We start from the raw sequence: 19,798 nt of genomic DNA, 5'->3' as shown, positions 1-19,798 counted from the left end.
GGGCGGGCGGCCGGGAACGCTACGAACAACCTTTCCGAGCGGTTCACCTGCGCAAGGAGGCGGCAGTTCTGAAAGGGTGCGGGCAGCGGCATGCCCGCATTTCGATCAGCGGTGCGGCCCGCTCAGCTGCTGAGGCCGCCGAACAAGGTCGGCACATCGAGCGGCCGGAAACCGTAATGCTCGATCCAGCGCAGATCCGCCTCGAAGAAGTCGCGCAGGTCCGGCATGCCGTATTTCAGCATGGCGATGCGGTCGATGCCCATGCCCCAGGCGAAGCCCTGATACTCGTTCGGATCGAGCCCGACACCGGCGAGCACGTTCGGATGGACCATGCCGCAGCCGAGGATCTCCATCCAATCCGAGCCCTCGCCGAAGCGCACCTCGGCGCCCGAGCGGTCGCACTGGATGTCGACCTCCATCGAGGGTTCGGTGAAGGGGAAGAAGCTCGGCCGGAAGCGCATGTTGAGCGAGGGCACCTCGAAGAAGGCCTTGCAGAACTCCGTCAGCACCCATTTCATGTTGGCGACAGTGGCGGTCTTGTCGACCACGAGACCCTCGACCTGATGGAACATCGGCGTGTGGGTCGCGTCGGAATCCTGCCGGTAGGTCTTGCCCGGAATGACGATGCGGATCGGCGGCTTCACCGCCTCCATGGTGCGGATCTGCACGGGCGAGGTATGGGTGCGCAGCACCTTGCGCTCGCCCGCGGCATCGGGCGGCAGGAAGAAGGTGTCGTGCATCTCGCGGGCCGGATGGCCCTCGGGGAAGTTCAGCGCCGTGAAATTGTAGCGGTCGGTCTCGATGTCCGGCCCCTCGGCCACCGAGAAGCCCATATCGGCGAAGATCGCGGTGATCTCGTCCACCACCTGGCTGATCGGATGGATGCGGCCGCGCGCCGCCGGATTGGCGCGGACGGGCAGCGTGACGTCGACGCGCTCGGCCTCGAGCCGCGCCGCGATCGCCGCGTCGGCCAGCGCCTCGCGCCGCTCGGCCAGCGCCCCGGCGACGCGGTCGCGCAGGCCGTTGAGCTTCGGCCCGGCCTCGCGCCGCGCCTCGGCCTCCATCCGGCCGAGTCCCTTCAGGAGTTCGGAGATCTCGCCCTTCTTGCCGAGCGCGGCAAGCCGCACGGCCTCCAGCGCCGCCTCGTCGCCGGCCGCCGCGATCTCCGCCGCATAGCGCGCTTCCAGCCCGTCCAGATCGGTCACGTCGATCTCCATTCCCTCGCTCGCGCGAGCCCTATCGCCCCGTTCGGCGAATGAAAAGCCCTGAAACGCGAAAGGCCCGCGCGGCTTGAGCCGGCGGGCCTTTCGGCGTGACTGTCGCAGAAGAAAGGGCAGATCAGGCCGCCTGCTTCTCGCCGACCGCGGACTCGTAGGCGTTCGGCGCCTGGTCCTTCAGATAGTCGAGCGCCTTCTTCGCGGAGGCGACGAGGGCGGCGAAAGCCTCCGGCTCGTGGATCGCGATGTCGGACAGGACCTTGCGGTCGACCTCGATGCCGCTCTTGGCGAGACCGTCGATGAACCGGGCATAGGTCAGGCCGTGAGCCCGCACGCCGGCATTGATGCGCTGAATCCAGAGAGCGCGGAAATTGCGCTTCTTGGTGCGCCGGTCGCGCGTCGCATATTGCTTGGCGCGGTCGACGGCCGCCTTGGCGGCGCGGATGGTGTTCTTGCGGCGGCCCCGGAAGCCCTTGGCCTGCTCCAGAACCTTCTTGTGCTTGGCGTGCGCGACGACGCCCCGCTTCACTCGTGCCATGATCTAGCTCCTGATCTCTGAAACGCCCGACCGCTCAGCGGTTGTAGGGCATGTAAACCTTGACGATCTTCTCGTCGGCCTTCGACAGCAGCATCGTGCCGCGCGAGTCCCGGATGAAGTCGTTGGAGCGCTTGATCATGCCATGGCGCTTGCCGGCGGGGCCGGCCTTCACATGGCCATTGGCGGTGAAGCGGAACCGCTTCTTGGCGGCCGCCTTGGTCTTCATCTTGGGCATTTTGCTCTCCTTGGAACAGGATGCCGCGACAAACCCTCCGCGCCTCGGCGCGGAGCGCTCCCGAAGTCGATGAAACTCTGGGGATCGCGGTCAGCGTTAGGAGCCGGCTCGGCATGCCCTGCCGGCCGGCTCGTTCAACGGGCGGCTCATAGCGGAGGCCGCCGCGAAAGGCAAGCCCGGCGCGGCGGCCGGGCAGCACCCGTCAATGGCGCGGCGCGAGCACCATCATCATCTGGCGGCCTTCAAGCTTCGGCTCCGCCTCGACCTTGGAGACTTCGGCCGTTTCCTCGCGCACGCGGTTCAGAAGCTCCATGCCGAGCTCCTGGTGCGCCATCTCGCGGCCCCGGAAGCGCAGCGTCACCTTGACCTTATCGCCCTCCTCGAAGAAGCGGCGCACGGCCTTCATCTTCGTCTCGTAGTCGTGGTCGTCGATGTTCGGGCGCATCTTGATCTCCTTGACCTCGATGACCTTCTGACGCTTCCGCTGTTCGGACGCCTTCTTCTGGCCCTCGTATTTCAGCTTGCCGAGATCGAGGATCTTGCACACGGGCGGATTGGCGTTCGGCACGATCTCGACGAGATCGAGCCCGGCCTCCTCGGCCATCGCGAGCGCGTCGGCCGTCGCCGTCTGCCCGTGATTCTTGCCCTCCGCGTCGATGAGCTGCACGAAGGGAATTCGGATTTCCCGGTTGGAGCGCGGCCCTTCCTTCTGGACGGGCGGGGCGCGGAACGGTCTGCGAATGGTCGTCTTCTCCGGTTGTTGACGATGGTCTTCTAACGAAACTTTCCCACACGGGGCTTCGGTTCCCGAACGCCCTGGCGGCACGCGATCACGAAGCGGTTCGCGCCAGGACGGGATGGGAATATGCCCGCGTCAAGATCGAATATAGCATGTTGACGCGGCGAATTCACCTCGCGAGGGAGCGATCGCCGTCAGTTTTCGCAAGGGAGCCGCCTTTTTGACCGATCTTCTTCCGCCGCCGCGCTTCGTCGCGGCCGGCCCGGGCGCCGCGCCGCGGGCCATCGCGGTCCGATCCTTCGCCGGAGCGGCGCCCAGCCTCGTCTGGCTCGGCGGCTACCGTTCGGACATGCGCGGCACCAAGGCCGAGCGCCTGTCGGCCCTGGCCGCGCGGGAGGGCCTCGGCTTCTGCCGCTTCGACTATTCCGGCCATGGCGAATCGGGCGGCCGCTTTGAGGACGGCACGATCTCGCTCTGGCTGGAGGACGCGAAGGCAGCGATCGCCGCCGCAACGGACGGACCGCTGATCCTCGTCGGCTCCTCCATGGGCGCCTGGATCGCGCTTCTTCTCGCCCGCGAGGCGGCGGCGCGCGGCGACGGGCGGCTGCGCGGCCTCCTGCTCCTCGCGCCGGCGCCGGATTTCACCCGGCGCCTCGTCGAGCCCGCCCTCAGCCCGGCGCAACGTGCCGATCTGGAGACCCAAGGCTTCTGCACCGAGCCCTCCGCCTATTCCGACGCGCCGAACATCTATACGCGCGCGCTCATCGAGGACGGCGCCCGGAACCTCCTGATGACCGGGCCGATCGACGTTCCCTGCCCCGTCCACATCCTGCAGGGCACCGCCGATCCCGACGTGCCGGCCGCCCATGCCATCGATCTCGTCGCCTGCCTGCCGGGCGAGGCGGTGACGCTGACGCTCATCCCCGGCGGCGACCATCGCCTTTCGCGCGAGGCCGATCTCGAACGCATCGAAGCGGCCGCCCTCGACCTCATTGGGCGAACACAAAACGCGTGAAGCGGTTTTGTTCCCTGTTCGAAAAAATTTTTTGAAAGCGTCTCGGCCTTGTTGCCGTAACGACACAAGGTCGAGACGACTCCCTCCATCCCATTGTTGGATATAGCCTTTTCCTCGAACACCAGAGGACGCGCCTCCCACCATCCCGGCAGGAACGGGCGCGAGGCTGGAGCGGAGCCGGACGATCGGCCCGCCTGCGGCCGCTCCCGACATTGACACTCTTTCGCAATGCACCCACGATCGACGCCATCAGCCGCACGATACCGCCGGCTTGGCGGAGAGGGAAAAGTTGGGAATGGGCCGCGCGTTTCGCGCCGCACTGGCGCTCTTTCTTTGCCTGGCATCCGGGGCCAGCCTCGCGGCCGGCACGCCGGCCAATGCGATGCCGGTCGGCAAGGCGACGACCACGCCCATCGGCTGGATCATGTTCTGCCGGGAATTCGCCCCCGACTGCGCGGCGCGGCCGGCGGAGGGCTCCTCGCCCCGTTCGGCGACGCCGGCCTTCATGGCCGCCGTCGACGCGGTGAACCGCAAGGTCAACCGCGCGGTGCAGCCGGTCACCGATCGCGAGCTCTACGGTGTCGAGGAACGCTGGACCTATCCCAAGGACAAGGGCGACTGCGAGGACTTCGCCCTGGAGAAGCGCAAGGAACTGCATGCCGCCGGCGTGCCGATCGCCGATCTTCTCATGACCGTCGTCCACAAGCGCAATGGCGAGGGCCATGCGATCCTGACGGTGCGCACCACCAGCGGCGACTATGTGCTGGACAATCTCGACCCGGATGTCCGGCTCTGGAGCGACACGAGCTACACCTACGTCAAGCGGCAGAGCACGGCCGATCCGAATGTCTGGCTGGCGATCGTCAACGATGCCGATGTCGCGGTCGGCGCGGTGAAGCAGTAGAGGCGACGGCGCGAGGCGGGCTAGCGCCCGTCGTCGTCCTCGCCGGGCAGCGCCTCCTCGGATACCGGGCCGGGAATGACATAGGTGCCGGACAGCCAGCGATTGAGATCCACCGCCTTGCAGCGCGGCGAGCAGAAGGGATAGCTCGCCCGGTCGGACGGCCGGCCGCATTCGGGACAGATCCGCTTCGGGCGAAGCGGCGTGACCTTCGGATCGGCGCTCACGTCGCCGCCGTCTCCGGCACCGGGGCGCGGGTCCGTCCATGGATGTCGAGACCGAGCCCGCCGAGCAGCGACACCGTCTCGTAGAGCGGCAGCCCCACCACATTCGTGTAGGAGCCGATGAGGCGCACGACGAAGCTGCCTGCGATGCCCTGGATCGCATAGCCGCCGGCCTTGCCGCGCCATTCGCCGGAGGCGATGTAGAAATCCATGTCCTCGCGCGACAGGCGCTTGAAGCGCACGCGCGATTCGACGACGCGCAGCCGGTGGCGGTCGGAGCCGGGACCGATGGCGCAAAGGCCGGTGAAGACGCGATGCATGCGCCCGGACAGGATGCGCAGATTGGCGATCGCGTCGTCCTCGAGCTCCGCCTTCGGCAGGATCTCGCGTCCGACGGCCACCACCGTGTCGGCGGCGAGGATCAGGCGGCCTTCGAGCTCGTCGCGCTCGGCCAGCACGAAGCGCGCGCGGTCGGCCTTCTGCCGGGCGAGCCGGCGGGCGAGCGAGCGAGGATGTTCGGAACGCTCCGGCGTCTCGTCGACATCGGCCGGCAGGAGCTGCTCGGGTTCGATGCCGGCCTGGGCCAGGAGTTCCAGCCGCCGGGGCGAGCCGGAGGCGAGGACGAGTCGGGGGCTCAGCGCCATCGGCGGGCCCGGCTCACTTGAAGCGGTAGGTGATACGGCCTTTGGTGAGATCGTAGGGCGTCATCTCGACGAGCACCTTGTCGCCGGTCAGCACGCGGATGCGGTTCTTCCGCATGCGGCCGGCCGTATGCGCGATGATCTCGTGGTCGTTCTCGAGCTTGATCCGGAACGTCGCGTTCGGCAAAAGCTCGGTCACGGTGCCCGGAAATTCGAGAACTTCTTCTTTCGGCATCGATGATCCTTCGTGGATGCGGATGACGCACCGGGCGCCAGACGGCTGCCCGCGTGCCGCCTCGCGGCGCCCGTCATTCGCTAGAGCGGTCCTCCATCGGCGCTTCGCGGCGAAAAAGCAAGCGGCGCGTCGGGAAGGTCACCATAAAATCGGGCGCCGCCCGCCCTTCGGCAAGGGCGGGCCGCCATCGATCGCCGGGCCGGGCCGCCGTCAGCTCGACAGGCGCTCGACCTCGGCGCCGCAATTGCCGAGCTTCTCCTCGAGCCGCTCGAAGCCGCGATCGAGATGATAGACGCGGTTGACGAAGGTGTCGCCCTCGGCCGCGAGCCCTGCGATGACGAGCGAGACCGAGGCGCGCAAGTCCGTCGCCATCACCTGCGCTCCCGCGAGGCGCGGCACGCCCTCGATCCGCGCCACTTGGCCGGCCAGCGAGATCCGGGCGCCGAGCCGGGCCAGTTCCTGCACATGCATGAAGCGGTTCTCGAAGATCGTCTCGGTGATGTGCGAGACGCCGGAGGAGCGGGTCATCAGCGCCATGAACTGCGCCTGGAGATCGGTCGGGAAACCCGGAAACGGATCGGTGACGACATCGACCGGCTGGAGCCCGTTGCCGTTGCGGCGCACGCGCAGCCCGTTCGGCGCCTCGAGGATCTCGGCCCCGGCCTCGCGCAACGCGCCGAGCGCGTTTTCCAGAAGATCCGGCCGCGTGCCCTCCAACGTCACGTCGCCGCCCGTCATCGCCACCGCCATGGCATAGGTGCCGGTCTCGATCCGGTCCGGCAGGACGCGGTGGCGCGCGCCGGAGAGGGAGGTGACGCCCTCGATGCGGATGGTGCTCGTGCCGGCGCCCTCGATCCGCGCGCCCATCGCGTTGAGGCAGGCGGCGAGGTCGGCGACTTCCGGCTCGCGCGCGGCATTCTCGATCAGCGTCTCGCCCTTGGCGAGCGAGGCGGCCATCATCATCACATGGGTCGCGCCGACCGAGACCTTCGGGAAGACATAGCGGTTGCCGACAAGGCCGCCCGGCGCCTTGGCGACGATATAGCCGTTCTCGATCTCCATCCGGGCGCCGAGCGCCGTGAGGCCCTCGATGAACAGATCGACCGGCCGCGTGCCGATGGCGCAGCCGCCCGGCAGCGAGACGCGCGCCTCGTGGCAGCGGGCGAGTAGCGGCCCGATCACCCAGAAGCTCGCCCGCATCTTGGAGACGAGCTCGTAGGGCGCCGTCGTGTCGACGATGGTGCGGGCGGTGAAATGGATGGTGCGGCCGCTGGCGCCGTTCTGGCCAACGCGCTTGCCGCTCACCGAATAGTCGACGCCGTGATTGCCGAGAATGCGGATCAGCTGCTCGACATCGGCGAGATGCGGCACGTTCTCCAGCGTCAGCGTGTCGTCGGTCAGAAGCGAGGCGATCATCAGCGGCAGCGCCGCGTTCTTGGCGCCCGAGATGTGAATGGTTCCGGCAAGCGTGTTGCCGCCCCTGATGCGGATGCGATCCATGCGTTCGTCCAGCCCCTCGGCGGCGGCGGACGCGGGGCGCCGGCGCTGCGTTCTCTCGGCCGCGGTCACAGCCCCAAAGGCGCGCGGCTTCGTCGAAGCGGGTCCCCTACACCACGCGGCGGCGACATTCAAATCGGCGCGATTTCCGGAAAAATTGTGGCTCGGCCTTCAGATAGCGGAAATGCCCTCAATGGGGGCGGATCAGCGCCGTCAGCCCGAAGACGAAGAGGGCGACGAGCGCGATCTTCCAGGCGTCGCCGCGCCGCCGGAGGCCCGGCAGGCCGAGCGGCCGCAGGATATGCAGCAGCATCGCCAGAAGCAGAAGAAGCGCGAAGAGCTTGCCCATGCCGCTTCGTTAAACGGCCGAGGCCGCCGCTTCAACGCAGGAAGCGGCGGCCTCGCCGAAAGCTTGGAAGAGAGGCGTCTTCGGCCTTACGGCATCAGCACCGAGCCGACGACATGCACCACGCCGTTCTTCTGCTTCACGTCCGGCGTCTGGATCGTGCTCATGCCGCCCTTGGCGTCGACCACCACGAGCTTGCCCTTGCTCATCTTCACCGTCAGCGGCTCGCCTTCCACCGTGGTCAGCTTCATGCCGCCCTTCTTCATGGCGCCGGCCTTCAGTTCCTTCGCCGAATAGTCGCCGGAAACGACATGGTAGGTGAGGATCTGGGTGAGCTTTTCCTTGTTCTCCGGCTTCACCAAGGTGTCGACCGTGCCGGCCGGCAGCTTCTTGAAGGCGGCATTGGTCGGCGCGAAGACGGTGAAGGGGCCCTTGCCGGCCAGCGTGTCGACGAGGCCCGCCGCCTTCACCGCCGCGACGAGCGTCGTGAGGTTCGGGGCGTTCGGGGCGTTCTCGGCGATCGTCTTCGAGGCGTACATCGGCGCGCCGCCGACCATGACCTGCGCGAAAGCCGGAGCCGAGAAGGCGACGGAGGCAGCGACGAGGGCGGCCGCGGCGGATGTCACGAGTTTCATTGTCAGTCTCCCGTTGCCTCGTCCATCCTGGCGAGGTGCGGGAGCTACGGATCGGGGGCGGGCGGCGGATGCAGGCGCGACACGAAATTTTTTCGCGGCCCCGCGTCAGATGCCCTGCACCGCGCCCGTGCCCATCACCGGCCCGGTCGGCTTGCCGGTCGGCGAGCCGCCGGGCGGCTCCAGCGAGATCGCCAGCGTCATGTCGCCGGCCACCGTGCCGGGCGGCAGGACGAGGCGCATCGCCCCGCCCGGCGGCATGACGCCTAGCGAGCGCGGCTCGCCGCCGGGCAGGATCGCCCAGAGCTCGTGCGCATGGGCCGGATCGCCGGCCGCCGGCACGCCGACCGGGATCAGCGTCGCCTGGCCCGTGCGGGCGTCGATCACGGCGGCATAGAGCGCCGGTCCGCCGTCGGAGGCGATCACCGCCGTCATCTGCGGCCCGGCGCCCGGCGGGTTCGAGACGAGGACGAAGAGCATCACCAGGCTGGCGGCGAGGAGGCCGAAGGAGCCGAGGCCGAACCATTTCCAGGCGAGGAGCGCGCGATTGTCGTTGGCGGGCGCCGGCCGCGCCCTCGCCGCCTGGTCGAGCTCCGCCTCGACGCGCGCCAGCACGCCCGGCGGCGCCTCGACGGGCGAAACGCCGGCGAGGAGCGGCGCCAGACGCGCCTCCCAGGTCTCGACCCGGCGCCGGAAATCGGCGTCGTCGCGCAGGCGCCGCGCAAGGCGGCGGCGCTCGCCGGCCTCGCCGAGCCCGAGCGCATGTTCGGCGGCGCGGAGGTCGTCCTCGTCCTCGGGGGAAGGAGAGAAGTCGCTCATGCCTCGAGGCATCCCCGGAGGCGCAGGAGGGCGCGGCGGATGAGGCTCTTCATCGTGCCGAGCGGCAGGCCGCCGGCCCGCGCCAGATCCTCGTAGGTGCGCCCCTCGTAGAAGGCGGCGACGATGGCGCCCCGCGCCCGCGCCTCGACGGTTTCGAGACAGGCGAGCAGCCGTCGCGCCTCGTCGCTCTCCTCCAGCGCGATGAGCGGACCGGGGCCGCCATCCGCGACGGCTTCCGCCTCCTCCGCCGGCCGCTCGCCGGCCCGGCGCGGCCCGAGGCTGCGCAGCCGGTCGATGGCGCGGTTGCGGGCGATGGCGACGAGCCAGGTGATGGGACTGGCGCGGCCCTCGTCGAAGCGGTCCGCCTTGTTCCAGACGGTGAGATAGACTTCCTGCAGCACGTCCTCGGCCTCGTCCCTGTCGGACAAGATACGCAGGATCACGCCGAAAAGCTTCGCGGAGGTGAGGCGATAAACATCGCCGAGCGCGGCGCGATCGCCCCGCGCGACCGCCCGGAGGCGCCCCGCCAAGATTGTCCGTCCCTCGTCAGGCGTCACGATCCCGCGCGCGGCTCCCCATCCCCTGCCCCGCAGCCGAACAGCGCCCGCGCCCGAATGTCAATGCGGCATCGCGGGCGCGGGTGTCGATGTGGTGGGGAGAGAAGCGGAGCGGGAGAAGCGGAAAGAATCGCCTTTAGTCTTGGGTTGGAATTGGCCCTTCGACCTCGACGCCCATGGGCGAATCGGAGCATTCTACAGAAGGCTCGTTTACGAACTGGATGGCGTCGAATCCAATGACTGCGGCGTGGATACGGCCTGCTAACGGTGACGATTACAGCCGAGCGTCGCATCATCACCGCAGTGAAGGTCTTAAGAATTGACCCATGAAGGTTTGACGAAGCTAAATAATCTGTCACCGCACTACAAGACCGAACGTCTGATGCTCCGCCCCTTCACCATTAGTGATTGGGACCACTATGCCGCATATCATTCCTGTTCAGATGTCTACAGATATCTCTACGCAGTGGCACCAACGGGAAGTGCCTTGGATGAGCAGTTTCGTGCCATTCTGGCTGCTAAATTCGAAAATGACGGCGATGTTTTCCGGCTTGCCGTTGTCCGGCAGCAGGATCGCAGGGTTGTAGGGGAGACCCTTCTGAAGATGGCGAGCCGCAAGGCTTTGCAGGGCGAGATCGGCTATATTTTCAATCCTGCATTCGCAGGCAATGGTTACGCGACCGAAGCCGCCACCGCCATGCTTCGTATTGGATTCGAAGAGATCGGGTTCCATCGCATCTATGCGCGCCTCGACGCATTGAACAGCGGCTCGCTCGGAGTGGTAGAACGCTTGGGCTTTCGGCGAGAAGCGCATCTGATCCAGAATGATCGCTTCGATGGGCGATGGGGCGATGAATATGTTTGCGCCATGCTGAAAGCCGAATGGAGGCAGAAATCCTCCACCTCCTTGGCCGACGTGAAGCGACCGGGCAACTAGGCTTCTCTTTCGATTGTCGTGTGGATCAACGCCCCCGCCTCAATACGGCGCCTCCGCCTTGCCCATCTCGACATAGACGGACTTCACCTGGCTGTAGTGCTCGATCGCGGCGCGGCCGTTCTCGCGGCCGATGCCGGAGCGCTTGGCGCCGCCGAAGGGCATTTCCACGGGGGTGAGGTTGTAGGCGTTGATCCAGCAGGTGCCGGCCTTGAGCTTCGCCACGACGCGGTGGCCGCGCTGGATGTCGCGGGTGAAGACGCCGGCAGCGAGGCCGAATTCCGTCGCGTTGGCGCGGGCGATCACCTCCTCCTCCGTATCGAAGTCGAAGACGCTCATCACCGGCCCGAAGATCTCCTCGCGCGCGATGCGCATCTCGTCGGCGACGCCGGTGAAGACGGTCGGCTGCACGAAGCAGCCGTTCGGGAAGCCCGGCACCTCCGCCGCCGCGCCGCCGCATTCGAGCACCGCCCCCTCCTCCCGGCCGAGCCGCAGATAGGCGAGGACGCGCTCCATCTGGGCGCGCGAGACGAGCGGCCCCATGTCGGTCGTCTCCGCCATCGGGTCGCCGAGCCGGATCCTCGCGACGCGGGCGCGAAGCTTATCGACGAAGGCGCCGCGCACTGAACGCTCGACGAAGACGCGCGTGCCATTGGAGCAGATCTGGCCGGCCGAATAGAAATTGCCGAGGATCGCGCCCGACACCGCCGCATCGAGATCGGCATCGGCGAAGACGATCAGCGGCGACTTGCCGCCGAGCTCCAGCGTCACCGGCGTGATGCCGGCGCTGGCCGCCTGCATCACCCGCGCGCCCGTGGCGACAGAGCCGGTGACGGAGACCTTGGCGATGCCGGGATGGGAAACGAGCGCCGCCCCGACCGCGCCCGCGCCCTGGACGACGTTGAAGACGCCCTTCGGCAGCCCGGCCTCCATCAGGATCTCGGCGAGGCGCAGCGCGGAGAGCGGCGTCGTCTCGGAGGGCTTGAAGATCATGGCATTGCCGCAGGCCAGGGCCGGCGCCGCCTTCCAGGAGGCGATCTGGATCGGATAGTTCCAGGCGCCGATGCCGACGCAGACGCCGAGCGGCTCGCGCCGCGTATAGGCGAAGGAGCCGCCGAGATCGATATGGTCGCCGCGCAGATCGGCGGCGAGCGCGGCGAAATAGTCGAGGCAGTCGGCACCGGAGGCGGCATCCGCCACCAGCGTCTCGGCGATCGGCTTGCCGGTGTCGAGCGTCTCCAGCTCGGAAAGCTCGCGGTTGCGCTCGCGCATGATCGCGGCGGCGCGGCGCAGCACCTTGCCGCGCTCGGCCCCGGGCAGCGCCGTCCATTCGGCCTGGCCGCGCGTTGCCGCCGCCACCGCCATCTCGATCACCGCCGGTGTCGCCGCGTGAAGACGCGCGATCACCTGGCCGGTCGCCGGATAGAGGCTCTCGAAGGTCGCGCCCTCCACATCCTCGTGGAAGACGCCGTCGATGAAATGGGAAGCAGGCGGCTGGGCGGGCATCGCGAAACTCCTGAAATTTCGAGAAGCGTTATCGGGCGGTCGGGCCCTCCTGTCGAGCCACCCGGAACCGACCGGCCGGCCGGCCGGTTTTCCGTGCGGGACCCGAGACGGAGACAGGGCGATGAGCGCGGCAGGGACAAGACCGAGGATCACCATCGAGCCGGAAGCCCGGCCGGTGATCGTCCTCATGAACGACAACATCATCGCCAGCACCAAGGAGGCGCTGATCCTGACGGAAGGCGACCATCCGCCGGTCTACTATATCCCGCGCGAGCATGTGGCGATGGAGTTCCTGATCCCGACCGACCACCACACGACCTGCCCCTGGAAGGGCGAGGCGCGCTACTGGACGATCACCGGCCAGGGCCGGGCGGTGGAGAACGGCGCCTGGGCCTATGACAACCCACATGCGGAGGTCTCGGCCATCGCCGGCCATCTCGCCTTCTATCCCGACCGGCTGCGCATCGAGGTCGGCTGAGGGCGGAGGGAACCCTTCACCTCGCGATTCTGTTACCCGCGCCGAAGGGTTCCGTCCCATGGAGGAGGACAATCGCATGCGCAGCTTCCTGATCGTCGCGGCCTCCGCCGCGCTTCTTTCCGCCCCCGCCTTCGCCGAAACGGTGATCATCCAGCAGGATTCGCCCGATACGACCGGCTCGGTCGTCGTCGACCAGGTGCCGGACGAGGTGACGACCTATGTTCGCGAAAATCCGCTGGACGCCGCGCCCGTGCTCGAAGGCCGCCTGGTGAACGGCACGATCGTGCCGCCGGACGTCAATCTCGCGCCGGTACGCGGCCATGACGGCTATTCCTATTTCTACAGCGACGGCGCGCCGGTGATCGTCGATTCGCAGCGCCGCGTGATCCGCATCGTCCGCTGATCGCGGGCTCCAAGCGAGACGCGAAGGCCATTCCGGTCCGCCGGGATGGCCTTTTGCTTAAGCGAGGCGCGCTTGCACCAGGGGGCGCGGCCCGCTAGAGTCCAACCGTCGAAAATGGCTGGCTTGGTCTGGGTAGGCCCAAGCCCTTCGTCTTCCGGGCGAAGCTCTGGTTCGCGGTCTTCAGCGAATCCCCCGACAGTCCCGGTGCCGATGGCGTCTTGCGGGTCTGTCCGGGTGCCATGACTCAAAGGCTCCGACGACCCCGTTTCGACGGAGCAAGCCATGTCCCTTCTCGTCATTCCCGCCGCCGGCGTCCAAGGCGGCGCGGTCGTTCGCGCGGCCCTGCGCCGAGGCCGGAAGGTGCGCGCCCTCGTGCGCGATCCGGCGCGGGCCGCCCCGCTCGCGGCGCTCGGCGCGGAACTCGCCCGCGGCGATCTCCTCGATCCGGCCTCGCTTCGGGCGGCGAGCCTCGGCATCCGCCATGTCGTCCTCCAGGTGCTGACCGGGCCGGTCGAGGCGATGCGGGCGATGGCGGCGAACGCGCTCGACGCCTTCGCGGCGGCCGGCGTCGCCGGCCTCGTCCTGAAGCTCGCCAGCGCCAGCCGGACAGCGCCCTGCGCCGAGCCGAGCCTCGTCGCCAATGCGATGGTCGAGGCGATGGTCCGCGCGGCCGGCCTGCCCGCCGCGACGGTGCGCCCGACGCTTTATCTCGACAATCTCCTGAAGGATTCGGCGCGCCGCGACATCGTGGAGAACGGCCTCTTCGCGCCGCCGATCGCGGCGGACCAGCGCATCGCCTGGACCTCGGCCGAGGACTGCGCCGAGGCGGCGCTGGTGCTGCTCGAACGCGGCGCCTTCGGCGGCGACCATCGGATCGCCGGGCCGGCCGGCGTCACGGGTCCCGAACTCGCCGCGCGGCTGTCGGTCGGTCTCGGGCGAAGGGTCCACTATCGGGCGCAGCCGGTCGAGGATTTCGAGCGCGAGGTGGCGGCGGCGATGGGTCCGGCCCTGGCGGCGGCCGTCGCGTCGAAATTCCGTTTCTTCGCGGCCTTGCCGGAGGAAGCGGAGGCGATCCTGGCGGCGCCCTTCGCGCCGCAGCCGGGCCTCGAGGATTTCCGGCCGACCGCCATCGCGGACTGGACCTTCGCCCATCGGGCGGATTTCATGCCGGAGGAGGCGATCGCCTAACGGTCGCTATGGCCGAGGTCGCGGGCCGGATCGATCACGTCCCGCACGCGCTGCTTCAGCACCTTGGCCTCCGGGAAGCCGCCGTCGCGCTTGCGCTCCCAGATGAGTTCCTCGGCGCAGCGCACCTCGAAAATGCCGCCCGTGCCAGGCACGAGCGCCACCTCGCCGAGATCCGGCCCGAAGGTCGACAGGAGTTCCTGGGCCATCCAGGCGGCGCGCAGCAGCCACTGGCACTGCGTGCAATAGGTGATCGAAACGCGCGGGCCCGGCATGGATCGTCCCGATGGTCCTTCAGCTTCTGGCGGCCGCCACCAGCACCGGGTCGGCGCGGTAATCCTCCGGGAAGAGCCGCTTCAGGTTCTCCACCTTCGGCAGGTCGTTGTAGACGATATACGGATAGGACGGATTGTTGGCGAGGAAATCCTGGTGATAGGCCTCGGCCGGCGTGAAACCCGAAGCCGGGCTCGTGGTGGTGACGATCTTCGCCTTGTAGATGCCGGCCTTGTCGAGCTCGGCGATATAGGCCTCCGCGACGCGCTTCTGCTCGTCGTTCACCGGAAAGACGGCGGAGCGATATTGCGTGCCATGGTCCGGCCCCTGGCGGTTGAGCTGCGTCGGGTCGTGCGCCACCGAGAAATAGATCCGCAGGAGCTCGCCATAGCTGACGACGGAAGGATCGAACTCGACCTTCACCGTCTCGGCATGGCCGGTCGTGCCGGTCGAGACCTCTTCGTAGGTCGGATCGGCCGTCTTGCCGCCGGCATAGCCGGACACGGCGCGGGTGACGCCCTTCACATGCTGGAACACGCCCTGCACGCCCCAGAAGCAGCCGCCGGCGAAGAGCGCCGTCTGCGGGCCGCCCGCCTTGGCGTCGAGCGCGGGCTTCGGCAGCACGAAGGCCTCTTCCGCCGCCACGGCGGCGGGCGGATGGAGCGCGAGGCCCAGGCCGCCGAGACCGAGCGCCAGCGCGAGGCCGAGCGGCAGGGCGATCCGACGGCGGAGAAGAGGCAGGTGGCTCGATGGCATGGGGCGGGTCCCTTCGATCCGGCGGCGCCGCCGATCCGCCGGCTCGCGTCGCGCTTTGCCGCAAGACATGGCGCGTCGCGGAACGGCACGCAAATCACGGCTGCGGGACTTGGCGGGTGAAGCGCCGATTCCGGCGCGCCCCAGCGTCGCACCCGTCTTTCCGTCCTGCGCTAGTGCAGCATCCTCGCGCCTGCTAAGATCGCCGATGGCCCCGTGCTCCGGGCCTCCGACGCTCCCGAAAGGCGCGAATGGCTGATACCCTCTACGGCTATACGTGGCGTCACACCAAGCGCGCCCAGCTCTGGATGCTCGTGGTGGTCGCCGTGTCGATCGTCCCGCTCTTCATGAGCCTGAACCTGCCGAAGCTCATCGTCAACGGCCCGATCCAGGGCGAGGGCTTCGAGAAGGGGGCGGAGGCGACGCGCGAATATCTGCGCACCACCCTGCCGGTGCCGCACTGGCTGCATGCCTCCGGCGAGATCGTTCTGTTTCCGGGCCTCGATTTCGGGCGGATGGAAGCGCTCTTCGTGCTGTCGGGCCTGTTCCTGACGCTCGTCATCGTCAACGGCGCGTTCAAATATTACATCAACACCTACAAGGGCCGGCTCGGCGAGCGGATGCTCCGGCGCATGCGCTACGAGTTCGTCGACCTGATCCTGCGCTTCCCGATCGGGCGCTTCCGGCAGCTGCGCGCCTCCGAACTCTCCTCGATGGTGAAGGACGAGCTGGAGCCGATCGGCGGCTTCATCGGCGATTCCGTCGTCACCCCCGTCTATCTGATCAGCCAGGTGCTGACGGCGGTGGTCTTCATCTTCGTCCAGTCCTTCTCGCTCGGCCTCGTCGCGCTCGGCGTGATGCTGATCCAGGTGATCATCATCCCGCGCATGCGGCGCCGCCTCCTGGTGCTCGGCCGCCAGCGCCAGCTCACCGCCCGCCAGTTCGCCGGCCGGGTGGGCGAGATCGTGGAAAGCATTTCCTCGATCCACACCAACGACACCTCGAACTACGAGCGGGCGGGCGTCTCGGAGGAGCTCGGGCGGATCTTCCTCATCCGCTTCGACATCTACCAGTGGAAGTTCCTGGTCAAATTCCTCAACAACTTCCTCGCCCAGCTCACGCCCTTCATCTTCTATCTCTTCGGCGGCTATTTCGCGATCACCGGCCATCTCGACATCGGCCAGCTCGTCGCCGTCATCGCCGCCTATAAGGACCTGCCGTCCCCGCTGAAGGACCTCATCGACTGGGACCAGCTGCGCCTCGACGTGCAGGTGAAGTTCGAGCAGGTGATCGAGCAGTTCCACATTCCCAATCTCGCCGACGAGGCGTTGCAGGCGCCGGAGGCGACGCGCGTCGCGGCGCTCGCCGGCGGCTTCGCGCTGGCCGGCGCGGCGCTGCAGGACGAGAATGGCGGGCGCATCCTCGATCCGGTCACGCTCGACCTGCCGCTCGACCGCCGCGTCGCGGCGGTGGGGCCGATCGGCGAAGGGGCGGAGCAGCTGGCCGAGATGCTGGTGCGCCTGCGCCCGGCGACGGGCGGCGAGGTCGATCTCGCGGGCAAGCCGCTCGCCGCCTATCCCGAATCCGTCACCGGCCGGCGCCTCGCCTATGTCGACGCCGCCACCTATTTCCCGCGCACCTCGCTGCGCACCGCCCTTCTCTACGGGCTGATGCACCATCCGGTGACCGAGCGCGAAGCCGGGAACTCGCGCAAGGCCGAACTCGCGGCGCTGGAAACCCGCCTTTCCGGCAATACCGCGCTCGACATCGCCCATGACTGGATCGACTACGAGGATATCGGCCTCGCCTCCAAGGAAGAGCTCGGCGCCCATCTCGGCGGCATCCTGCATCTGGTCGAGCTGGAACGGGACGTGCGCCTCTTCGGCCTGCGCTCGCGCGTGCCGGACGAGCACGCGGCCGATGTCGAGGAGCGCATCCTCGCCGCGCGCCTCGCCTTCCGCGAGCGCCTCGCGGCGGCGGGGATGGAGAGCTATGTCGAGCCCTTCGACCCCGATCTCTACATCCACAACGCGACGCTGCTCGAGAACATCGTCTTCGGCGCGCCGCGCGATCCGCTGGCCGGCCTCGCCCAGTTCTGGAGCAACGAGGAGGCGCGCGCCGTGCTGCGCGAGACGGGCCTCGCCCGCACGCTCTTCCGCATCGGCCGCGACATCGCCACGACCATCGTCGACATCTTCGGCGATCTCGAACCCGGCAATCCACTGCTCCAGCGCATGACCATGATGACGGCGGACGAGCTCGGCGACTATCGCCAGCGCCTCGCCCGCAGCGAGAACGTCGAATTCGAGCGCGCGGCGGACGAGGACCGGGTCGCCTTCATCCGCCTCGCCTTCGGCTATGTCGAGACGCGCGACCGGCTGGGTCTCGTCGACGAGGCGGTGATGCGCAATGTCGTGGAAACGCGGCGGGCGCTGCGCGACCGCCTGCCGGAAGAGCTCGCCGAGGTCCTCGTCTTCCACGACGCCCATGCGTTCAACCCGGCGACGAGCGTCCAGGACAACGTGCTCTTCGGCCGCATCGCCACCGATCTCGCCAATGCCGGCGACGCGGTGGAGGGCCTGCTCCTGCGCGATCTCGAGGAGCTCGGCCTCGCCGCCATCGTCCAGGATGCCGGCCTCACCTACGATATCGGCTCGGGCGCCAAGCGCCTGTCGCTCGGCCAGCAGCAGAAGCTGGCGCTCGCCCGGGCGCTGGTGAAGGCGCCGGACTATCTCGTGGTGAACCGCGCGCTCTCCGCCCTCGACGGCGAATCGCAGGGGCGCATCGTCGGCGCGGCGCTGGAGCGCGGCCGGTCGGGCCCGAGGCCCTTCGGCACCTTCTGGGTGGTCGCCTCGGCCCAGCATGCGAGGCTCTTCGACCGCATCCTCGAATTCCGCGACGGCCGGCTCGTGTCCGACGAGACGCCGGGCGCGGGGCCGCTGCCGGACGTGGTCGAGCATCCGGAAGCGCATCCGGAGGCCAATCGCGCGGCGAGCGAATCGCCCGGAATGGGCGCGACCGAGGCCGCCACGGAGCGCGACATGGCGGAAGGCGAGGCGGCCAAGCGCGACGCGACGCGCACCGCCGCCGAATAGCGAGGCGTCGTTTTGCCGTGAATTCGCCCGTTTTTCCGATGGCCCGCCTTGAAGAACGGTGGGAAATACAATCATATCATAGGACAAATCCCGAGTTCGGCCGCAAGCCCGGCTCCAGCGGCGAGCTTCGATCCCCCGCCGTCCGTTCGAGGAGAGCGTCTCCGCGATGAGCCTGTTGAAGAACGAGGTCGACGTTCTGAAGCGCGTGCCGCTGTTTTCGGGCGTCGACGCCGGCAAGCTGAAGCTTCTCGCCTTCACGTCGAAGGTGGTGCGCTTCAAGGCGGGCGAGGTGCTGTTCCGCCAGAACGACGCCGGCGACAGCGCCTATGTCATCCTCTCCGGCACGGCGCGCGTCTTCGTCGACGGGCCGGATGGCGAGATCGAGCTCGCCGAGGTCGGCGAGACGGATTTCGTCGGCGAGATCGCCATTCTCTGCGACGTGCCGCGCACCGCGAGCGTCGCGGCGACGAGCGACCTCACCGCGCTGCGCCTCAGCAAGGAGACCTTCGCCGAATTCCTCGTCACCTTCCCGACCATGAGCGTCGCGATGATGCGGGAGCTCGCCTTCCGCCTCAGCCGCACCACCGCCGAACTCGTCGCGTCCGAGCGACGCCACGCCCACGCTTGAACCAGGCCGCCAACCCCTTCGCCGTCGCCGCTTGCCGCCCCGGGCGAGAATGACCAGAGTCGCGACATGCGCGTGAAACCGTCCTCATTCGATGTGATCGTCTGGGGCGCCCGTGGCACCCTCCCCGGCAGCGGCCCCGCCCAGACGGCCTATGGCACCGAGACCTGCTGCGTTGAGATGCGGATCGACGGGCACCGCCTCGTCTTCGACGCCGGCACCGGCATCGTGCCGCTCGGCCGCCTGCTCGCCGCCGAATGCGTGCCCTCGGTCGATCTCTTCTTCAGCCATGTCCATTACGACCACATCATGGGCTTCCCCTTCTTCATGCCGCTCTACCGGCCGGGGACGCGCATCTCGGTCTCGCTCGGGCACATGCTCGACCACCAGCCGGCGGGCGAGCTGATCGCCGACTTCATGCGCGCGCCCTTCCTGCCGATCGGGCCGAAGGTCTTCTCCGCCGATATCGACTACCGCACCTTCCGGCCGGGCGACGTCCTGCGGCCCGGCCCCGGCATCCGCATCGGTACGGCGCGGCTCAACCATCCGAACGGCGCCGTCGGCTACCGGGTCGAGCATGCGGGGCGCGTCGTCTCCTATGTCACCGATACTGAGCATGTGCCGGGCCAGACGGACGAGGCCGTCCTGTCCCTGTTCCGGGACGCCGATCTCGTCTTCTACGACACGTCCTATACCGAGGCCGAGATGGCCAAGTTCAAGAATTACGGCCATTCCTCCTGGCAGGAAGGGGTGCGCCTCGCCAAGCTGGCCGGCGTGCGCCAGCTCGTCCTCTTCCACCATGCCAATATGCGCGACGACGAGGCGCTGGCGCAGATCGAGGCCGAGGCGCAGGCAATGTTTCCGGGCGCCGTCGCCGGCTATACCGGCATGACCTTCTCCCTCGCGCCGGCGCTTGCCGAGACGCGCGTCCGTTCCGGGGGATGAGCGAA

24 protein-coding genes are annotated in these 19,798 nt (G+C 68.2%); 9 read left to right on the top strand and 15 right to left on the bottom strand.

What is annotated here, in order from left to right:
- Nucleotides 1-122: 122 nt before the first annotated feature.
- The 4 genes from pheS to infC form a co-directional block, all read right to left on the bottom strand.
- The gene (gene pheS / locus IEY14_RS06865; RefSeq protein ID WP_188907499.1) at nt 123-1,217 is read right to left on the bottom strand and encodes a phenylalanine--tRNA ligase subunit alpha; all 1,095 of its coding nucleotides are present in this window, start codon (nt 1,215-1,217) and stop codon (nt 123-125) included.
- 121 nt (nt 1,218-1,338) lie between these two features.
- Entirely contained in the window at nt 1,339-1,755 is a 417-nt protein-coding gene (gene rplT / locus IEY14_RS06860) for a 50S ribosomal protein L20 (protein ID WP_188907498.1), read from the bottom strand.
- Between the two features lie 34 nt (nt 1,756-1,789).
- Nucleotides 1,790-1,990, bottom strand: a complete 201-nt coding sequence (rpmI, locus tag IEY14_RS06855; RefSeq protein ID WP_188907497.1) for a 50S ribosomal protein L35 — start codon at nt 1,988-1,990, stop codon at nt 1,790-1,792.
- 202 nt (nt 1,991-2,192) lie between these two features.
- The gene (gene infC, locus IEY14_RS06850; protein WP_188908077.1) at nt 2,193-2,732 is read right to left on the bottom strand and encodes a translation initiation factor IF-3; all 540 of its coding nucleotides are present in this window, start codon (nt 2,730-2,732) and stop codon (nt 2,193-2,195) included.
- Nucleotides 2,733-2,949: 217 nt separating this feature from the next.
- On the opposite strand from infC, the gene IEY14_RS06845 reads away from it, so the two are divergent.
- A complete protein-coding gene (locus tag IEY14_RS06845) occupies nt 2,950-3,744 on the top strand; it encodes an alpha/beta hydrolase (RefSeq protein ID WP_244639356.1) in 795 nt (264 codons plus the stop codon).
- Nucleotides 3,745-4,039: 295 nt separating this feature from the next.
- Nucleotides 4,040-4,648 (top strand): transglutaminase-like cysteine peptidase, encoded by a 609-nt coding sequence (locus IEY14_RS06840; protein ID WP_244639355.1) that lies wholly within the window; start codon nt 4,040-4,042, stop codon nt 4,646-4,648.
- A gap of 20 nt (nt 4,649-4,668) precedes the next feature.
- Here the strand turns inward: IEY14_RS06840 and yacG are convergent, their stop codons facing one another.
- The 8 genes from yacG to IEY14_RS06800 all read right to left on the bottom strand — a co-directional run bounded on the left by yacG (nt 4,669) and on the right by IEY14_RS06800 (nt 9,569).
- Complete coding sequence (yacG, locus tag IEY14_RS06835; RefSeq protein WP_188907496.1) at nt 4,669-4,872, bottom strand: DNA gyrase inhibitor YacG; 204 nt, start codon at nt 4,870-4,872, stop codon at nt 4,669-4,671.
- Nucleotides 4,869-5,513: a Maf-like protein gene (locus tag IEY14_RS06830; protein ID WP_188907495.1), complete on the bottom strand. Its 645-nt coding sequence runs from the start codon at nt 5,511-5,513 to the stop codon at nt 4,869-4,871. Before IEY14_RS06830 ends, yacG begins: the two co-directional genes overlap by 4 nt.
- A gap of 13 nt (nt 5,514-5,526) precedes the next feature.
- Nucleotides 5,527-5,745 carry a translation initiation factor IF-1 gene (gene infA, locus IEY14_RS06825; protein WP_150971899.1) on the bottom strand — a complete coding sequence of 73 codons (219 nt, stop codon included), beginning with the start codon at nt 5,743-5,745 and terminating at the stop codon, nt 5,527-5,529.
- Between the two features lie 210 nt (nt 5,746-5,955).
- A complete protein-coding gene (gene murA, locus IEY14_RS06820; RefSeq protein WP_188907494.1) occupies nt 5,956-7,245 on the bottom strand; it encodes a UDP-N-acetylglucosamine 1-carboxyvinyltransferase in 1,290 nt (429 codons plus the stop codon).
- Nucleotides 7,246-7,432: 187 nt separating this feature from the next.
- Nucleotides 7,433-7,591, bottom strand: coding sequence for a hypothetical protein (locus IEY14_RS06815; RefSeq protein ID WP_188907493.1), 159 nt, complete (start codon nt 7,589-7,591; stop codon nt 7,433-7,435).
- Between the two features lie 86 nt (nt 7,592-7,677).
- A complete protein-coding gene (locus IEY14_RS06810; RefSeq protein ID WP_188907492.1) occupies nt 7,678-8,223 on the bottom strand; it encodes a fasciclin domain-containing protein in 546 nt (181 codons plus the stop codon).
- 105 nt (nt 8,224-8,328) lie between these two features.
- A complete protein-coding gene (locus IEY14_RS06805; RefSeq protein WP_188907491.1) occupies nt 8,329-9,039 on the bottom strand; it encodes an anti-sigma factor in 711 nt (236 codons plus the stop codon).
- Nucleotides 9,036-9,569: a sigma-70 family RNA polymerase sigma factor gene (locus tag IEY14_RS06800; protein WP_244639354.1), complete on the bottom strand. Its 534-nt coding sequence runs from the start codon at nt 9,567-9,569 to the stop codon at nt 9,036-9,038. Before IEY14_RS06800 ends, IEY14_RS06805 begins: the two co-directional genes overlap by 4 nt.
- A gap of 409 nt (nt 9,570-9,978) precedes the next feature.
- Here IEY14_RS06800 and IEY14_RS06795 point away from each other — a divergent pair, with 409 nt between their 5' ends.
- Nucleotides 9,979-10,533 (top strand): GNAT family N-acetyltransferase, encoded by a 555-nt coding sequence (locus IEY14_RS06795; RefSeq protein WP_188907489.1) that lies wholly within the window; start codon nt 9,979-9,981, stop codon nt 10,531-10,533.
- A gap of 39 nt (nt 10,534-10,572) precedes the next feature.
- Here the strand turns inward: IEY14_RS06795 and betB are convergent, their stop codons facing one another.
- Complete coding sequence (betB, locus tag IEY14_RS06790; protein WP_188907488.1) at nt 10,573-12,036, bottom strand: betaine-aldehyde dehydrogenase; 1,464 nt, start codon at nt 12,034-12,036, stop codon at nt 10,573-10,575.
- Nucleotides 12,037-12,157: 121 nt separating this feature from the next.
- Here betB and IEY14_RS06785 point away from each other — a divergent pair, with 121 nt between their 5' ends.
- The 3 genes from IEY14_RS06785 (at nt 12,158) to IEY14_RS06775 (ending at nt 14,105) form a co-directional block, all read left to right on the top strand.
- The gene (locus IEY14_RS06785; RefSeq protein WP_188907487.1) at nt 12,158-12,514 is read left to right on the top strand and encodes a DUF427 domain-containing protein; all 357 of its coding nucleotides are present in this window, start codon (nt 12,158-12,160) and stop codon (nt 12,512-12,514) included.
- 58 nt (nt 12,515-12,572) lie between these two features.
- Nucleotides 12,573-12,917, top strand: coding sequence for a DUF1236 domain-containing protein (locus IEY14_RS06780; RefSeq protein WP_188907486.1), 345 nt, complete (start codon nt 12,573-12,575; stop codon nt 12,915-12,917).
- A gap of 282 nt (nt 12,918-13,199) precedes the next feature.
- On the top strand, nt 13,200-14,105 hold the full coding sequence (locus IEY14_RS06775; protein WP_188907485.1) for an SDR family oxidoreductase: 906 nt from the start codon (nt 13,200-13,202) through the stop codon (nt 14,103-14,105).
- Here IEY14_RS06775 and IEY14_RS06770 read toward each other — a convergent pair.
- Both IEY14_RS06770 and msrA read right to left on the bottom strand, forming a co-directional pair.
- Nucleotides 14,102-14,377: an Rdx family protein gene (locus tag IEY14_RS06770; protein WP_188907484.1), complete on the bottom strand. Its 276-nt coding sequence runs from the start codon at nt 14,375-14,377 to the stop codon at nt 14,102-14,104. The two genes, IEY14_RS06775 and IEY14_RS06770, sit on opposite strands and share 4 nt — an antisense overlap.
- Before the next feature lie 19 nt (nt 14,378-14,396).
- Nucleotides 14,397-15,131, bottom strand: coding sequence for a peptide-methionine (S)-S-oxide reductase MsrA (msrA, locus tag IEY14_RS06765; RefSeq protein WP_188907483.1), 735 nt, complete (start codon nt 15,129-15,131; stop codon nt 14,397-14,399).
- A 248-nt stretch (nt 15,132-15,379) separates the two neighbouring features.
- On the opposite strand from msrA, the gene IEY14_RS06760 reads away from it, so the two are divergent.
- The 3 genes from IEY14_RS06760 (at nt 15,380) to IEY14_RS06750 (ending at nt 19,793) form a co-directional block, all read left to right on the top strand.
- On the top strand, nt 15,380-18,223 hold the full coding sequence (locus IEY14_RS06760) for an ABC transporter transmembrane domain-containing protein (protein ID WP_188907482.1): 2,844 nt from the start codon (nt 15,380-15,382) through the stop codon (nt 18,221-18,223).
- A 166-nt stretch (nt 18,224-18,389) separates the two neighbouring features.
- Nucleotides 18,390-18,851: a cyclic nucleotide-binding domain-containing protein gene (locus IEY14_RS06755; RefSeq protein WP_188907481.1), complete on the top strand. Its 462-nt coding sequence runs from the start codon at nt 18,390-18,392 to the stop codon at nt 18,849-18,851.
- A gap of 72 nt (nt 18,852-18,923) precedes the next feature.
- Nucleotides 18,924-19,793, top strand: a complete 870-nt coding sequence (locus IEY14_RS06750; RefSeq protein ID WP_188908074.1) for an MBL fold metallo-hydrolase — start codon at nt 18,924-18,926, stop codon at nt 19,791-19,793.
- Nucleotides 19,794-19,798 lie beyond the last annotated feature (5 nt).

It is taken from the genome of Aureimonas endophytica (assembly GCF_014642635.1).
In the GTDB taxonomy this organism is placed as follows: Bacteria; Pseudomonadota; Alphaproteobacteria; order Rhizobiales; family Rhizobiaceae; genus Plantimonas; species Plantimonas endophytica.
Note: the sequence above shows the minus strand (reverse complement) of the source record. Positions and strands in the feature narration are given on the sequence as shown.

What these genes read in the sequence shown, in the direction of transcription:
- pheS (WP_188907499.1), bottom strand. Translation starts at nt 1,217, where the DNA reads ATGGAGATCGACGTGACCGATCTGGACGGGCTGGAAGCGCGCTATGCG.
- rplT (WP_188907498.1), bottom strand. Translation starts at nt 1,755, where the DNA reads ATGGCACGAGTGAAGCGGGGCGTCGTCGCGCACGCCAAGCACAAGAAG.
- rpmI (WP_188907497.1), bottom strand. Translation starts at nt 1,990, where the DNA reads ATGCCCAAGATGAAGACCAAGGCGGCCGCCAAGAAGCGGTTCCGCTTC.
- IEY14_RS06840 (WP_244639355.1), top strand. Translation starts at nt 4,040, where the DNA reads ATGGGCCGCGCGTTTCGCGCCGCACTGGCGCTCTTTCTTTGCCTGGCA.
- IEY14_RS06830 (WP_188907495.1), bottom strand. Translation starts at nt 5,513, where the DNA reads ATGGCGCTGAGCCCCCGACTCGTCCTCGCCTCCGGCTCGCCCCGGCGG.
- infA (WP_150971899.1), bottom strand. Translation starts at nt 5,745, where the DNA reads ATGCCGAAAGAAGAAGTTCTCGAATTTCCGGGCACCGTGACCGAGCTT.
- murA (WP_188907494.1), bottom strand. Translation starts at nt 7,245, where the DNA reads ATGGATCGCATCCGCATCAGGGGCGGCAACACGCTTGCCGGAACCATT.
- IEY14_RS06815 (WP_188907493.1), bottom strand. Translation starts at nt 7,591, where the DNA reads ATGGGCAAGCTCTTCGCGCTTCTTCTGCTTCTGGCGATGCTGCTGCAT.
- IEY14_RS06810 (WP_188907492.1), bottom strand. Translation starts at nt 8,223, where the DNA reads ATGAAACTCGTGACATCCGCCGCGGCCGCCCTCGTCGCTGCCTCCGTC.
- IEY14_RS06805 (WP_188907491.1), bottom strand. Translation starts at nt 9,039, where the DNA reads ATGAGCGACTTCTCTCCTTCCCCCGAGGACGAGGACGACCTCCGCGCC.
- IEY14_RS06795 (WP_188907489.1), top strand. Translation starts at nt 9,979, where the DNA reads ATGCTCCGCCCCTTCACCATTAGTGATTGGGACCACTATGCCGCATAT.
- betB (WP_188907488.1), bottom strand. Translation starts at nt 12,036, where the DNA reads ATGCCCGCCCAGCCGCCTGCTTCCCATTTCATCGACGGCGTCTTCCAC.
- IEY14_RS06785 (WP_188907487.1), top strand. Translation starts at nt 12,158, where the DNA reads ATGAGCGCGGCAGGGACAAGACCGAGGATCACCATCGAGCCGGAAGCC.
- IEY14_RS06780 (WP_188907486.1), top strand. Translation starts at nt 12,573, where the DNA reads ATGGAGGAGGACAATCGCATGCGCAGCTTCCTGATCGTCGCGGCCTCC.
- IEY14_RS06775 (WP_188907485.1), top strand. Translation starts at nt 13,200, where the DNA reads ATGTCCCTTCTCGTCATTCCCGCCGCCGGCGTCCAAGGCGGCGCGGTC.
- IEY14_RS06770 (WP_188907484.1), bottom strand. Translation starts at nt 14,377, where the DNA reads ATGCCGGGCCCGCGCGTTTCGATCACCTATTGCACGCAGTGCCAGTGG.
- msrA (WP_188907483.1), bottom strand. Translation starts at nt 15,131, where the DNA reads ATGCCATCGAGCCACCTGCCTCTTCTCCGCCGTCGGATCGCCCTGCCG.
- IEY14_RS06760 (WP_188907482.1), top strand. Translation starts at nt 15,380, where the DNA reads ATGGCTGATACCCTCTACGGCTATACGTGGCGTCACACCAAGCGCGCC.
- IEY14_RS06755 (WP_188907481.1), top strand. Translation starts at nt 18,390, where the DNA reads ATGAGCCTGTTGAAGAACGAGGTCGACGTTCTGAAGCGCGTGCCGCTG.